Source organism: Streptomyces sp. NPDC060031 (assembly GCF_042736805.1).
Classification (GTDB): Bacteria; Actinomycetota; Actinomycetes; order Streptomycetales; family Streptomycetaceae; genus Streptomyces.
Genome location: NZ_JBHWVM010000007.1, coordinates 1 through 13,421, shown reverse-complemented (window position 1 = coordinate 13,421; position 13,421 = coordinate 1). Strand labels below are relative to the sequence as shown.

Sequence of the window (13,421 nt, the reverse complement as noted above, 5' to 3'; positions counted from 1 at the left end):
CTTCTCTGGCTTCTGGGTTGAGTCTTCAGTGCGCGGGGTCCGGTTCAGCGCGGCGCGCCGAACCAGCGCTCAAGGGCCCCGCGCAGTCCGTCGCCCGCCCCGCCGCCCCGGCCCGCCTGGCCGGCGGAGCCGACCCAGACGACGTGGCCGTCCGGGCGTACGAGGACGCAGGCGGCCCCGTCCAGCGGTCCGCCCGGCTCCGCGGGCCGGGCCGCGGCGGTCGCGACCCGGTCGGCCCAGGCGTCGCGCACCGAGGCCGGCACCTCGGCGCCGCCCAGGTCCAGCAGCAGTCCGCGGCCGGTGCGCAGCAGTTCGGCGGTGGTCAGCGAACCCGCGACCGGCACTGCGGACACCAGCCGCAGCACCGGGAGCCGGGCGCCGAGCAGCGGATGGCGGTCCGCCTCCCCGTCACCGCCGACGTCGTAGCGGACGTCGAGCCCGCTGATCATTCCGGCCAGGTGGGCCCGTACCGGTTCGAGACCCATCAGCTCGGTCAGCACCGACCGCAGCGGCTCCACCTCGGGGCCGCCGAGCAGCAGCCCGGCCTGCGCCTCGATGTTGGCCAGCACCCGCCGGCCCACCGCGTGCCGCTCGCTGTGGTAGCTGTCCAGCAGCCCGTCGGCGGCCCGGCCGGTCACCTCGGCGGCCAGTTTCCATCCCAGGTTGAAGGCGTCCTGCAGCCCCAGGTTCAGGGCCTGGCCGCCGATGGGCATCTGCTTGTGGGCCGCGTCGCCCGCGAACAGGACCCGGCCGTGGCGGTAGCTCTCCAGCAGCCTGCTGGCGTCCCCGAAGGCGTTGACCCACAGCGGGGTTCCCCCGCTGATGTCCTCCCCGGTGACCCGCTTCCAGACGTCGGCGACCTCCACGAACTCGGCGTCCCGGGTACGGGGCCGCGCGGTGGAGCCGAACTCGTGCACCATCACCCGGGTCACCCCGTCCGGCCGCCGCGCGGCGATGGCCAGGCCCTGCTCCAGCCGCTCGAAGCGCCGGTTGGGGATGTCGATCCCGGAGACGTCGGCGCGGATCAGCTCCCGCCCGGCGTCGTGGCCGGGGAAGGCCGCGCCGACGAGCCGGCGTACGGTGCTGTCCTCGCCGTCGCAGCCGACCAGGTAGCGGGCCCGTACCCGGACGGCGGTGCCGTCGCGGCGCACGGCCTGCGCCTCTATGTACTCGGTGGCCGCGTCGTCCTCGCCGCCGCCGGACAGGGCGAGCAGCTCGTGCCCGCACCGGATGTCGACGCCGAGGAACAGCGCCCACTCCTCCAGCAGCGCCTCGGTCCTGGTCTGCAGGACCTTCCACTGCCCGGGATAGGGCCCGGGCAGCGTCAGGTCCAGCGGGATGCCGCCGAAGTGGCCGCGCGGCTCGTTCGGCGGGCTGCCGAACTCCTCGATCTGGCCGCGGATGTCGAGGATCTCCATGGTGCGGGCGTGCAGCGTGGAGGCCCTCGACTCCCTGCTGGCCGCGTGCCGCCGCTCCAGCACGACCACGTCGGCGCCGCCGAGGCGCAGCTCCGCGGCGAGCATCAGCCCGACCGGGCCGGCCCCGACGACAACGACCTGGGTGTCCAGCAGGTCCGCCATGGTCAGCTCTTCTGCTCGGCGTAGGCCTTGGCGTGGTTGAGCGTCGCCGTGCTGTTGGTGCTCAGCGCCGTGTGGACGTACGCGCGGGCGTCGGCCACCGTGGCCTCCTCGCCGAGGATCCTGGCGATGTTGGCCGTGTTGAGGGTGACCGTGTGCTGCGAGGAGGCGGCGGTGACGCCGTCCTTCTCCACGAAGGTCCACTCACCGGTGTGCAGGGTCATCAGCGCGGGCAGCGTGACCTGCTTGTAGGCGATCTTGTGGTCGGGGAAGACGACCCGGTACGACTTGGTGGTGTGCACCGAGCCGTCCTTGGCGCGCGTGTCCATCTCCAGCGTCTGCAGGCCCGGGACGTCCTCGGTGAGCCGTACGACGGCCACGTGCGGCAGGCGCTCCGCCCACCGGTCGGCCTCGTTGATGAAGTCGAAGGCGTCCTTCGCCGACCCGTTGATCTCCACGGTGTCGGTGAAGGAGAAGGTCAGGTCCTCGGCCGCGTGGGCGGCTTCGACGTTGTCCTTGAGGGCGGCCAGCTCGGAGGTGCTGTTCTTGTCGACGGCCCGCTCGATCCACAGCAGGTCGTGCGCGTCGTCGCCGATCGCGCTGTAGTCGTGCAGCAGCCTGACCCGGGTCTCGGACTCCCCGAGGGGCTCCAGGATCCAGGTGCCGCCCATGGCGGCCACTGGCGCGGCCGGAACCTCCTGGCGGAAGGTGATGCGCAGGCCCTCGGGGTCGAGGGTGCGGCGCGAGGTCCAGTTCTTGGCGTCGCCGTTGGCGGTGGCCCAGATCCGGATCCGCTCCTCGGACCCCTCGGCCTCCACCCGGTCGACGTGGATCGTGGGCGGGAAGATCCGCGGCCAGTTGGTCACCTCGGCCAGCAGCCGGTAGACGGCACCGGCCGGGGCGCTGATGGTGATCTCGTGCTCAACCTCACGGGTCGTCATCTTCGATTCCTTAAGGTTTTTCGGTCAGGGCCTCCGGGCCCGCGTGCCCGGAGGCCCTGGGAGGGGTCCGCGAATGTGCCCGCCTGGCGGCGGATCAGAAGTTGCCGAGCCCGCCGCAGACGTTGAGCGCCTGCGCCGTGATCGACGCCGCCGTGTCCGAGGCCAGGTAGCCGACCAGGCCGGCGACCTCCTGCGGCGTGGAGTAGCGGCCGAGCGGGATCTTCGACTGGAACTTCTCGAGGATGGCGTCCTCGGAGGTGTCGTAGGCGGCCGCGTAGCCCTGGCGCACCTTCTGCGCCATCGGCGTCTCGACGTACCCCGGGCAGACGGCGTTGACCGTGATGCCGGTGGGGGCGAGCTCGTTGCCGAGCGCCTTGGTGAAGCCGACCACCCCGTGCTTGGAGGCCGAGTACGGGGCGCCGAGGACGACGCCCTGCTTGCCCGCGGTGGAGGCGATGGAGATGATCCGGCCGCGGCTCTTGTTCCGCATCCCGCCGGTCGTCAGCACCTCGCGGGTCAGCCGGAAGACGCTGTTGAGGTTGGTCTCGATCACGTCGTTCCACAGCTCGTCCGCGATGTCCGCGGTCACGCCGCCGCCGGACCGGCCGGCGTTGTTGACCAGGACGTCGACCGTCCCGAAGCGGTCCACCGCGGCCTGGACGAAGGCCGTCACCGAGGCTCCGTCGCGGACGTCGAGGACACCGCCGTCGACGTCGAGGCCCTCGGCCTGGAGCTCCTTGACCGTGGCGGCCACGTTCTCGGCGCTGCGCGCGCCGATGAACACCCGGTGCCCCTGCTGGGCCAGCAGCCGGGCCGACTCCAGGCCGATCCCGCTCGTCGCGCCCGAAATCAGTGCGACTCGTGCCGTCGTGTTCTGCGTCATCCCGAGATCAGCCCCTTCACGCGGCCACGGCGGCGGAGGAGGGCAGCAGCGCGTTGACGACGTCTATGAGCGCGCGCGGGGTGAGGGTGTCGTCCACGGCCTCCTCGTCGAGCGAGATGCCGTACTCGCGCTCGATGAGGCTGCCGGCCTCCAGCAGCGCGAGCGACTCGTACTGGAGCGTCGCGAACGTGGTGTCCAGGATGTCGCCGTCGAGGTCGACGCCCTCCGCCACACCCGCGGCCTCGAGGATGATGCGCTTGAGATCCTCGAGGGTGAAAGACTTGCTGGCCATGTCGTTCCCTTCATCGGTACGGCACACCTCTGCGGCATGCCCAAGCGGTGGTAGCGGAGTGGCTAGACGGCGCGGACGACCATCGCGGAGTTGAAGCCTCCGTGGCCCCGGGCCAGCACGAGCGCGGTGCGCACGGCGGCCGGGCGCGGCTGGTCCAGCACGAGGTCGAGCTCGTACTCGGCGCACGGGTCGACGTTGACGGTCGGCGGGATGACCCCGTCGCGCATCGACAGGAAGGCCGCGGCCAGGTCGAGCGGGGCCGCGCCCGCGTACAGGCGGCCCGTCATCGTCTTGGGCAGGGTGACCGGCACCGACCGGGCGCCGAACACCGCGTTGATGGCGTCGGCCTCGCCGCGGTCCAGGCGCGGGTCCGCGGCTCCGTCGGCGAAGACCACGTCCACCTCGCCCGGCGCCGCGCCGGCGTCGGCGAGCGCGAGCTCGATGGCCTTGCGCAGACCCGGAACGCGGTCGCTGCCGGGCTTCGGGTCGATGGTCGCCCCGTACCCGGAGATCTCGCCGTAGATCTCGGCGCCGCGCTCGCGGGCCGACTCGGCGGACTCCATGATGAGGATCGCGCCGCCCTCGCCCGGTACGAAGCCCTGGGCGTCACGGCCGAACGGCACGTACGCCTGGCCGGGCTCCTCCGAGGTGCTCAGCCGGCCGCTGGCCAGCTGCGCCACCCAGCCCCACTGGCAGATCGAGGCGTCGACGGCTCCGGAGACGATGATCCGGGTGCCCTTGCGGACCTGCCGGCGGGCCTGGGCCACGGCGTCGAGGCCGCCCGCCTGGTCGCTGACGACGACCCCGGCCGGGCCCTTCATGCCGTTGCGGATCGAGATCTGGCCGCTGTTGACGGCGTAGAACCAGGCGAAGGACTGGTACGCGGACACGTACTGGCTGCCCTTGCTCCACAGACGCTGCAGCTCGCCCTGGCCGAACTCGAAGCCGCCGGCCGCACTCGCGGTGACGACGCCCATATCGAAGCCGTCGAGCTCCGCGGGCCGCACCCCGGCGTCCTCCAGCGCCCAGTCCGCGGCGACGAGCGCGAGCCGCGTCACCCGGTCGGTCTGCGGGAGCAGCCGGCTCGGCAGCGCGTCGTCCGCGGTCGTGCCGGGAATCTGCCCGGCCAGCTTGGCCGGGTAGTCGGAGGGGTCGAAGCGGGTGATCCGCCCGATACCGCTCTTGCCGGCCAGGGTGGCCGACCAGTAGTCCTGTGCGCCCAGCCCGTTGGGGGCTGCCACGCCGAGGCCGGTCACGACGACCGAGGCGCTCATACGAGGCTCCTCTCGGGATTGGCCAGCACCATGGCGCTCTGGAAGCCGCCGAATCCGCTGCCCACGGTCAGGACCGCGTCGGTGAGCTGCTCGCGCGCGGTGAGGGGGACGTAGTCGAGGTCGCACTCCGGGTCCGGAGTGTGCAGGTTGGCGGTCGGCGGGACCACGTTGTGCTCCATGGCCAGCGCGGAGGCCGCGATCTCGATGGAGCCGATGGCGCCCAGCGAGTGACCCACCATCGACTTGATGGAGCTGACCGGCGTGCGGTACGCGTGCTCGCCCAGGCTCCTCTTGAACGCCGCCGTCTCGTGGCGGTCGTTCTGCTTGGTGCCGCTGCCGTGCGCGTTGATGTAGTCGATCTCGTCGCCGTTCATCCGCGCCTCGTCGAGGGCCAGGCGGATCGCCTCGGCCATCTCCACGCCGTCCGGACGCAGTCCGGTCATGTGGTAGGCGTTGGAGCGGCTCGCGTAGCCGGCGATCTCGGCGTAGATGTGCGCGCCGCGACGCTGCGCGCTCTCCAGCTCCTCCAGGACGAAGAAGGCCGCGCCCTCGCCGAGGACGAACCCGTTGCGCGTCCCGTCGAAGGGCCGCGAGGCGTGCTCCGGGTCGTCGTAGCGCGGGGTCGTGGCCTTGATCGCGTCGAAACAGGCCATCGTGATCGGGGAGATCGGGGCGTCCGAGGAGCCGGCGATCATGACGTCGGCGGTGCCCTCGCGCAGCAGCTCCACCGCGTAGCCGACCGAGTCGATGCCGGAGGTGCAGCCGGTGGAGACCACCGTGCTGGCGCCCTCCGCGCCGACGCCCCAGGCGACCTCGGCCGCGAACGAGCTCGGCACCATGTGGTTGTACAGGTGCGGGGAGGCGTAGCGGTGGTCGACGTTGTCGAGCCGGCCGCCGTCGCTGACGACCCGGTACTCCTCGTCGAGCGCCATCGTGGCGCCGACCGCGCTGCCCACCGTCACGCCGACCCGGTAGGGGTCGAGCGAGGAGATGTCCAGCCCGCTGTCGGCGACCGCGCCGCGCGAGGCGACGACCGCGAACTGCCCGGCGCGGTCCATGCGCCGGACCTCCTGCGGGGACAGGCCGTGGGCGTACGGGTCGAAGTCGACCTCGGCGGCCACCCGCGAGCGGAAGGGCGCCGGGTCGAAGAAGGTGATGCCGCGCGTGGCCGTACGGCCGTCGCTCAGCAGGTTCCAGAAGTTCTCACGGCCGACACCGCCGGGCGCGAGCACCTCCATGCCGGTGATGACAACGCGTCGCCCGGTCACGCCCGACCCTCCCAGTTGTAGAAACGGGTGGCCATGGCGTCGGCGGGGGAGCGCCACGTCTTCGGGTCGTAGGCCTCGATGAACGGCTTGAGGTCCTCACTGATCCCGACGAAGCGCGGGTCGCTCTTCGCGCCCTCGATGAGCTCGCCGCCGTTGTCGGCGTCGAAGTCCTGGAGGTGGAAGTACAGGCCCCGGTACGAGAACAGCTGGCGCCGCCGCGTTCCCATCAGGTGGGGCATCTCCGTCGCGTCGAAATCGGCGAACAGCCGGGCCACGTCCGCACTCGAGCCGGGGTCCATCCGGGCGACGATCAGCGTGCTGTGCATACGGTTCGCTCCTCAGAAGTTGCGGTTGTTGCGGTACACCCCGGCGGCCGCTCCCGCGTCGTCCCGGGCGGGGGCGGGTGCCGGCGGAAGGCGCTTCGAGGAGCGCCCGGGAACGCCCGGCTCCCGGAGGGGAGCCGGGCGTTCCGCGTCCTTCCGGGGACGGAAAGCGGGGGGCTTTTTACTCCCCGGCGGAACGGGTGTGGACGACGCGGTAGGTGTTGATGTCCGGGATCCCGGCGACGACCGCGCGGCAGCGGCCCTCGGCGGCCACCCGGCTGGCCGGCTTCTGGTCCTGCGGCACGGCCTTGTAGGCGTCGTACGCCTCCTTGCTCTCCCACTGGGAGTAGGAGACGACGAAGGAGCCCTCGAGACCACGGGCGCGCAGGCCGCGCAGCACCACGTGCGAGCGGAAGCCCGGGGTCTCCAGGAAGAAGCCCTGGCCGGGGCCGAGGGCGTCGATCAGCTCCTCCTGGTTCTCCTTCAGGACGGGGAACACCGCGATGGCGGTGTAGTCGTCACGGTGCGGGCCGATCTCGATGGAGCCGCCCAGCGACGGGTGCTCCTGGGTGAAGGCCACCTCGTTCTGCAGGAGCTTGATCGAGGTGGTGATCTCACCGAAGACCGGGAGGGTGCGGTGGTTGAACTCGTCGCCCTTGTAGCGCTCCTCCAGGTCCTCGCCGCTGCGCCACTGGATGAAGTTGGCGGTGCCCGGCGAGTCGACGCCCGCGTGGACGGTGCTGGACATCCAGCCCTCGTAGGTGGCGGCGTCGACGATCTTCCGCATCTCCTGGACGAGCTTGTCCTGGTTCTCCGGAACATCCGTGGTGAACAGGTTGAGGACGGTGAGGTGCTTGTCCTCGGTGGAGATCTTGGGCATGTCTCTTCGCTTCCTCAAGGGGGAACAGGTGAACAGGACAGATGGCTTACGGGGCGGCGCAGCCTCAGGCGGGCTCGCCGAACCAGCGGGTGAGCGCCTGGGTGAGGCCCTCGGTGGGCGCGCCGGGCGGCGGGGCCCAGGCGACGTAGCCGTCCGGGCGGATCAGCAGGCCGTCCAGCGGCGCGTCACAGTCGAAGTTCGCGACGGTGAGCGTGTCGACGCGGTCGGACCAGCCCTCCGCGGCCTGGCGCAGCGCGGCGTTGTCGTGCAGGTCCAGCAGCACGCCGCGGCCGCCGTGCAGGAGTTCGAGGCTGCTCTTCTTGGCGCCGCCGACCACGACCTCGCGGTCCGGCAGGCGCCGGCCGAGCAGCGGGTGCTCGCCCTCGCCGACGTCGTGGCGGATGTCCAGCCCGGTCACCATGCCGATGAGGTGGCGCTGCACCGCGGGGAAGTCCACCAGTTCGGCGAAGACCTCCAGCATCGGGGTGATCTCGTCGCCGCCGAGGTAGAGGATGCGCTGGGCCAGCGTGTTGGTCAGGATCCGGGCCGCGACGGGCCGGCGCTCGCTCTCGTACGAGTCGAGCAGCCCCTCGGGGGCCCGGCCCTGGATGTCCAGGGCGAGCTTCCAGCCGAGGTTGACCGCGTCCTGCACGCCCGAGCTCATGCCCTGCGCGCCGATCGGCAGGTGGATGTGGGCCGCGTCGCCCGCGAGGAAGACGCGTCCGCGCCGGTACTCGGCGGCCTGACGGCTGGTGTCGGTGGTCGAGCTGACCCACAGCGGCGTCCCGCCGCTGATGTCCTCGCCGGTCAGCCGCAAGAACGCCTCGGCGACCTCGTCGAAGGTGATCGGCTCGCTGCTCGTGCGCAGCGGCTCCGAGCGGTCGAAGTAGATGACGCGGCTGCGGTCGGGACCGATCGGCAGGACCATCACCATGCCGCCGGGCACCCGCTCACCGCTGAACCGGGGGCGCAGCGGCACGCCGGCCACGTCGGCGAAGCGCAGCTCGATGGCCGCGTCGGTGCCCTCGAAGGCGATCCCGGCCAGGCGCCGCACCGCACTGCGGCTGCCGTCGCAGCCCACCACGTAGCGGGCGCGCAGCGTGCCCGGGCCCTCGGGAGTGGTGACCTGGAGGGTCACCCCGTCCTCGTCGTTCTCCAGACCGGTGACCTCGACACCGCGGCGCACCTGGGCGCCCTTTTCCGCCGCCCAGCCTGCCAGCATTCCCTCGGTGCGGGACTGGGGTATTCCTCGAGCCCCGTACGAGCCTCCCTCGAGCAAGCGATAATCGATGGGGACTCCACCGAAATGCCCGAAGGGAATGACATCGACCTCACCCAGGCGGGAAAGAAGTCCACGCTGGTCGAATTCCTCGATGGTCCGCGCCGAGAATCCGAGGGCGCGAGACTGCTTCATCGGCTCCGCGAGCCGTTCGACGACGGTGGCAGAGACTCCATGCAGACCCAGCTCACCTGCGAGCATGAGTCCGGTGGGGCCGGCTCCAACGATGATTACGTCCGCGTCAAAGGTGTCCATCTGCCCTCTTCCGACTGGTGTTTTCCCAGTATTGCGAGGGGCTACCGGGACAGTAAATAGCCGCTAGTACAGGTTTTCCACAAGAACGTCATATCCTTTACAGGAAGGGTTGGCCGCCAGCCTGATTCGCGCACATCCTCAGGCATGACATCAAGCCAATCGACCGCCGAAGTCGCCGCGCTCCTCGACGCATATCTGATATCACTCGACGACGAAATACTCGACGCGGGATGGGCCAAGGGGCTGTTCACCGACGACGCGGTGATCGAATTCCCGAACGCCCGGCACCAGGGCGCCGACGGCCTCCCCGCCTTCCACCAGAAGTCCCTCGACGCCTTCGCGCGCCACCAGCACCTCGGCTCACCGGCCGTGGTCGCCCTCGAGGGGGAGGACCGGGCGACACTGCGGGCCAACGTCATCGCCACCCACGTCCACCACCTGCCGGCCACAGCCCCCGAGGGCACCCCCGCACCCCGCTTCGCGGCCGGCACGTTCGTCAACGGCGCGGCGCGCCGCACCCCCGAGGGCTGGCGGCTGAGCTCGCTGTCGTTCCGGGTCGTGTGGACCGAGGGCAACCCGCCCGGGGCGAACTGACCCGACCACGACGTGTGCGGTGGCGCCGCAGGACCGGCGCCACCGCACACGTCGTCCACGGGCCGGTGTCACACGTTCAGGCTCACCACGCGGTCGACCACGATCTCGATGACGACCCGCCCCGGCGGGTTCGGCGGCGCGGACCAGTAGCGCTTGGCATAGCGCCGCGCCCCGTCGTTGACCCGGGCGGGGTCGTCGACGACCGTGGCGGTGCCCTCCAGCGTGACCCAGGTGAAGTCCGAGACCTGGCACAGCGCGGCGCGGCCGCCCGGCGCGGCGAGCAGGTTGCGGGCCTTGCGCGAGGAGGCGACGGTCATGATCCGGGCCAGTCCCGCCTCCGCGTCCCAGGTGAACCGCACGGGCGCCACGTGCGGCGATCCGTCGGGCCTGAGCGTGGTCAGCGTGGCTATGTGCGGTTCGGTCAGAAAGGCGTCGGCCTGCGCCGACACGGCGAGTTCGGCGGCGCGTGCTGTGGGCTGCGACACGAGTACGTCCTTCTGCGGTGCGGGTGGAAGGGGCCCCTGCGCCGCGGCGCCCCCCGGGTTCGGTCCGGGGGGCGCCGCGGGCGGGGACTGCCCCGTCTGACTGAGCTCTTCCTAGCGGGAGACCGTCAGTGCGCGGTCACCGTCTGCGGGGTCTCGGCGGCCGGCTCGCCGTCCGCCTGCGCCGCCGGAGCGGGCGCCTGCGGCTTGGCGTTCGGGAAGAAGAAGGCCGCGATGAGCAGGGCGACCGTCGCGAAGCAGGCCGCCGCGAAGAAGGCGGTGTGGTTCGCCGACTCCTGTACGTCCACGGCCTTGGCGACGTCGCCGCCGGCCTTGGTCAGCTTCTCGGCGAGGCCGTTGTAGGCGATGGTCACGATGACGGCGAGACCGAGCGCGCCGCCGGCCTCCTGGCTGGTGTTGATGAGACCCGCGGCCACACCGGCCTCCGAGTCGGCGATGCCGGCGAACGCGGCGATCTGCAGCGTCACGAAGCACATGCCGCAGCCGATGCCGAGGAGGATGAAGGCGGGCAGCAGGTCGACCGCGTACGAGCCGCCGGCCGGGGCCCGCGTCAGGAGCAGCAGACCGCCGATGGTGGCGGCGAGACCGATCAGGAGCACGATGCGGGCCGCGACCTTGGCGATCAGGCCCGAGGCGATGCCCGCGCCGGCCGCGACGCAGAACGCGAGGGGCACGTAGGAGAAGCCCGCCTTCATCGGCGAGAACCCGTACACCTGCTGCATGAAGATGCTGGCGAAGAAGAACAGGGCGGAGAAGGCACCGAAGACCGACACGGCCGCGATGTTCGCGGTGCTGACCGACTTCAGGCGGAAGACGCGCAGCGGCATCACGGGCGCCTCGACCTTGGTCTCGATCACCAGGAAGGCCGCGAGCAGTACGCCCACGATGACGAAGGAGACGACCGTGCGACCGTCGCCCCAGCCGCGGTGCGTGGCCTCACCCAGGGTGAAGATCAGCAGCAGCAGGGCGCTGGTGAGCGTCGCGGCACCGAAGATGTCGAACCGGGTACGCGGGCCGTCGGCCTTGGAGTCCGGGACGACGCGCGCCGCGAAGAGGGCACCGAGCAGACCGATCGGCACGTTGATGTAGAAGATGTACTCCCAGCCGGGGCCGTCGGCGAGCACACCGCCGAGGATCACGCCCACGATCGAGGCGATACCGGAGAGCGAACCCCACAGGCCGAGCGCCTTGTTGCGCTCGGGACCCTCGGGGAAGGTGTTGGTCAGGATCGACAGCGCCGAGGGCGCGATCATCGCGGAGCCGAGGCCCTGGACGGCACGCGCGCTGATCAGCACGTTGCCGCTGTCGGACAGGGCCGCCACGAGCGAGGCCAGGGCGAAGACGGCCAGACCGGTCTGCAGGACCCGGCGGCGGCCGTAGCGGTCGGCGAGCCGGCCGCCGAGCAGCAGGAAGCCGCCCAGTACGGTCGCGTAAGCCGTGACCACGTACTCCAGGCTGACGTCGGACATGCCGAGCCCGTCCTGGATGGACGGAAGTGCGAGATTCACGATCGACACGTCGAGGAAGACCATGAACTGGGCCATGCAGACAAAGGCAAGGATCGCGCCGGGCTTGTAGCCCGCTCCCGTGCCCTTTCCGCTCTTGACCACGTCGGGGGCAGTCATTGGGTAACTCCTCAGCTATGCAGAATCGAGTGTGTGAGAGCGGTCGCCGACGACGCCGGGACGAGCCACAGGGCCGACCCCGATCGCGGGCCGCGGCGCGCGCCGGACCTCGGCTTCATCGCCCCACCTTCCGCTTGGCAGTTCCGCTGCCTGGCAGCGTGCCCGGGGCCTCTCGACTCCGCCTTGAGTCCCGCCGGACCGGCCGTCTATCAGTCGATGCCGCGCACGATGTGCGGGTCCGCCCATTCCTCCTCCTCGTCCGCGCCGGCGAGCCACAGCGGCGGGGCTCCCATGACGAGGTTGTACGAACGCCAGTCGAGTTCCTCTTGGATGTCGTGCACCAGCTCCTCCTCTGCTTTCCGATCAGGCCACGCTGTCAAGATCTGCTGGAAAGCCGCTCAGGAATCACTCGAGAACCGCTCGGCACGTGCCCTACTCGACCCGGAACTGACAGAATTACCTTCCGCATAAAAACTGATGACAGTCCGTCATCTTGCCGGCGGACGCGGAAAGCAAGGACGGGACAGTGGACGAGCACGACTGGCTGGCGAAGCGCTTCGAGGACGAACGGACGCGTCTTCGGGCAGTGGCCTACCGGATACTCGGCTCGCTCAGCGAAGCGGAGGACGCCGTCCAGGAGGCCTGGCTGAAGCTCAGCCGCTGCGACTCCGCGGAGATCGACAACCTGGGCGGCTGGCTGACCACCGTGGTCGGCCGCGTCTGCCTGGACATGCTGCGCACCCGGGCCTCCCGGCGCGAGGAGCCCCTGGAGGTACGGCCGGTGGAGCCGGCCCCCGGCGAAGGCGCGGCCAGGGCGGCGCGCCCGAGCGATCCGCAGGCCGAGGCCGTGCTCGCCGACTCCGTCGGCGCCGCCATGCTCGTGGTCCTGGACAAGCTGACCCCCGCCGAGCGGCTCGCGTTCGTCCTGCACGACCTGTTCGCCGTGCCCTTCGAGGACATCGCCGTCGTCACGGAGCGCACCCCCGCCTCGGCCCGCCAGCTGGCCAGCCGCGCCCGCCGCCGGGTCCGGGGCGCGGAGACCCTGCCCCAGCCGGACCTCGGCCGCCAGCGCAGGATCGTCAACGCCTTCCTGAGCGCCGCCCGCGGCGGGGACTTCGAGGCGCTGCTGGAGGTGCTCGACCCGGATGTGGTGGCGCGCTCGGACAACGGCATGGCGGGAGCCCTGTCGGCGGTCCGCGGAGCGGCCCTGGTGGCCCGCCAGGCGGCCACGTTCGCGCAGTTCGCGCAGAGCGCCCAGGTGGCGTTCGTCAACGGCGGCATGGGCGTCGTCGCCCGCGTCGACGGCCGCTTCCGCGTCATGATGTTCACCATCGCGCAGGACCGGATCACCCAGGTCTCGGTGGTCATGGCCCCGGCCGAGGTCGCCCGGCTCGACATCCTGGTCCCCGACTCCGTGGACACCGACGACTCCGTGGACACCGACTCCGTGGACACCCGCTAGCGGGAGCCCCGGACCCTCCTGCCGACCCGTTCGAGGGCGTCGCCATCCGGGCTCCACCCCCGCTCGTCCCGGGCCGCCCACGATGGGGCCGCGCCCGGGCCGTGCGGCTCCCCCCTGCTCGCCGGCACGGACGCACGCCGGCGTGCCGCCGTGGTTCCCGGTCCCCCGCCCACGGCGGCACCCGCCCGCACCGATCGACGTACGAGCCGAATTCCCGCACATGCGCGAGGGCCCTGCCGAATTCTCCCGGCAGGGCCCTCGCGCA

The 13,421-nt window shown here is 71.3% G+C and carries 14 protein-coding genes; 2 read left to right on the top strand and 12 right to left on the bottom strand.

Going from position 1 to position 13,421, the window contains the following annotated elements; translation table 11 throughout:
* Positions 1–44: 44 nt before the first annotated feature.
* From ACFWB8_RS04545 to ACFWB8_RS04505, 9 genes are all read right to left on the bottom strand, one after another.
* Positions 45–1,580: an FAD-dependent monooxygenase gene (locus ACFWB8_RS04545; RefSeq protein ID WP_385222403.1), complete on the bottom strand. Its 1,536-nt coding sequence runs from the start codon at positions 1,578–1,580 to the stop codon at positions 45–47.
* A 2-nt stretch (positions 1,581–1,582) separates the two neighbouring features.
* Entirely contained in the window at positions 1,583–2,518 is a 936-nt protein-coding gene (locus tag ACFWB8_RS04540) for an aromatase/cyclase (protein ID WP_377779153.1), read from the bottom strand.
* A 94-nt stretch (positions 2,519–2,612) separates the two neighbouring features.
* The gene (gene fabG, locus ACFWB8_RS04535) at positions 2,613–3,401 is read right to left on the bottom strand and encodes a 3-oxoacyl-ACP reductase FabG (protein ID WP_377779121.1); all 789 of its coding nucleotides are present in this window, start codon (positions 3,399–3,401) and stop codon (positions 2,613–2,615) included.
* Positions 3,402–3,417: 16 nt separating this feature from the next.
* Positions 3,418–3,693 carry a phosphopantetheine-binding protein gene (locus ACFWB8_RS04530; protein WP_377779122.1) on the bottom strand — a complete coding sequence of 92 codons (276 nt, stop codon included), beginning with the start codon at positions 3,691–3,693 and terminating at the stop codon, positions 3,418–3,420.
* Positions 3,694–3,755: 62 nt separating this feature from the next.
* Positions 3,756–4,967 carry a ketosynthase chain-length factor gene (locus ACFWB8_RS04525; RefSeq protein WP_377779123.1) on the bottom strand — a complete coding sequence of 404 codons (1,212 nt, stop codon included), beginning with the start codon at positions 4,965–4,967 and terminating at the stop codon, positions 3,756–3,758.
* Entirely contained in the window at positions 4,964–6,235 is a 1,272-nt protein-coding gene (locus ACFWB8_RS04520; RefSeq protein ID WP_385222398.1) for a beta-ketoacyl-[acyl-carrier-protein] synthase family protein, read from the bottom strand. The genes ACFWB8_RS04525 and ACFWB8_RS04520 overlap by 4 nt, the downstream gene beginning before the upstream one ends.
* Complete coding sequence (locus ACFWB8_RS04515) at positions 6,232–6,561, bottom strand: TcmI family type II polyketide cyclase (protein ID WP_385222395.1); 330 nt, start codon at positions 6,559–6,561, stop codon at positions 6,232–6,234. The genes ACFWB8_RS04520 and ACFWB8_RS04515 overlap by 4 nt, the downstream gene beginning before the upstream one ends.
* 178 nt (positions 6,562–6,739) lie before the next feature.
* Positions 6,740–7,438: an antibiotic biosynthesis monooxygenase family protein gene (locus tag ACFWB8_RS04510; RefSeq protein WP_385222393.1), complete on the bottom strand. Its 699-nt coding sequence runs from the start codon at positions 7,436–7,438 to the stop codon at positions 6,740–6,742.
* A 64-nt stretch (positions 7,439–7,502) separates the two neighbouring features.
* A complete protein-coding gene (locus tag ACFWB8_RS04505) occupies positions 7,503–8,918 on the bottom strand; it encodes an FAD-dependent monooxygenase (RefSeq protein ID WP_385222633.1) in 1,416 nt (471 codons plus the stop codon).
* Positions 8,919–9,116: 198 nt separating this feature from the next.
* Between ACFWB8_RS04505 and ACFWB8_RS04500 the strand changes: the two genes are divergently transcribed.
* Positions 9,117–9,566, top strand: a complete 450-nt coding sequence (locus ACFWB8_RS04500; RefSeq protein WP_377779126.1) for a nuclear transport factor 2 family protein — start codon at positions 9,117–9,119, stop codon at positions 9,564–9,566.
* A 68-nt stretch (positions 9,567–9,634) separates the two neighbouring features.
* On the opposite strand, the gene ACFWB8_RS04495 is transcribed toward ACFWB8_RS04500, so the two are convergent.
* From ACFWB8_RS04495 to ACFWB8_RS04485, 3 genes are all read right to left on the bottom strand, one after another.
* On the bottom strand, positions 9,635–10,051 hold the full coding sequence (locus tag ACFWB8_RS04495) for a pyridoxamine 5'-phosphate oxidase family protein (RefSeq protein WP_385222390.1): 417 nt from the start codon (positions 10,049–10,051) through the stop codon (positions 9,635–9,637).
* Between the two features lie 125 nt (positions 10,052–10,176).
* The gene (locus ACFWB8_RS04490; protein WP_377779131.1) at positions 10,177–11,694 is read right to left on the bottom strand and encodes an MFS transporter; all 1,518 of its coding nucleotides are present in this window, start codon (positions 11,692–11,694) and stop codon (positions 10,177–10,179) included.
* A 209-nt stretch (positions 11,695–11,903) separates the two neighbouring features.
* Positions 11,904–12,035 (bottom strand): hypothetical protein, encoded by a 132-nt coding sequence (locus tag ACFWB8_RS04485; protein ID WP_377779130.1) that lies wholly within the window; start codon positions 12,033–12,035, stop codon positions 11,904–11,906.
* A 185-nt stretch (positions 12,036–12,220) separates the two neighbouring features.
* On the opposite strand from ACFWB8_RS04485, the gene ACFWB8_RS04480 reads away from it, so the two are divergent.
* Complete coding sequence (locus ACFWB8_RS04480; protein WP_385222386.1) at positions 12,221–13,156, top strand: sigma-70 family RNA polymerase sigma factor; 936 nt, start codon at positions 12,221–12,223, stop codon at positions 13,154–13,156.
* Positions 13,157–13,421: the final 265 nt, after the last annotated feature.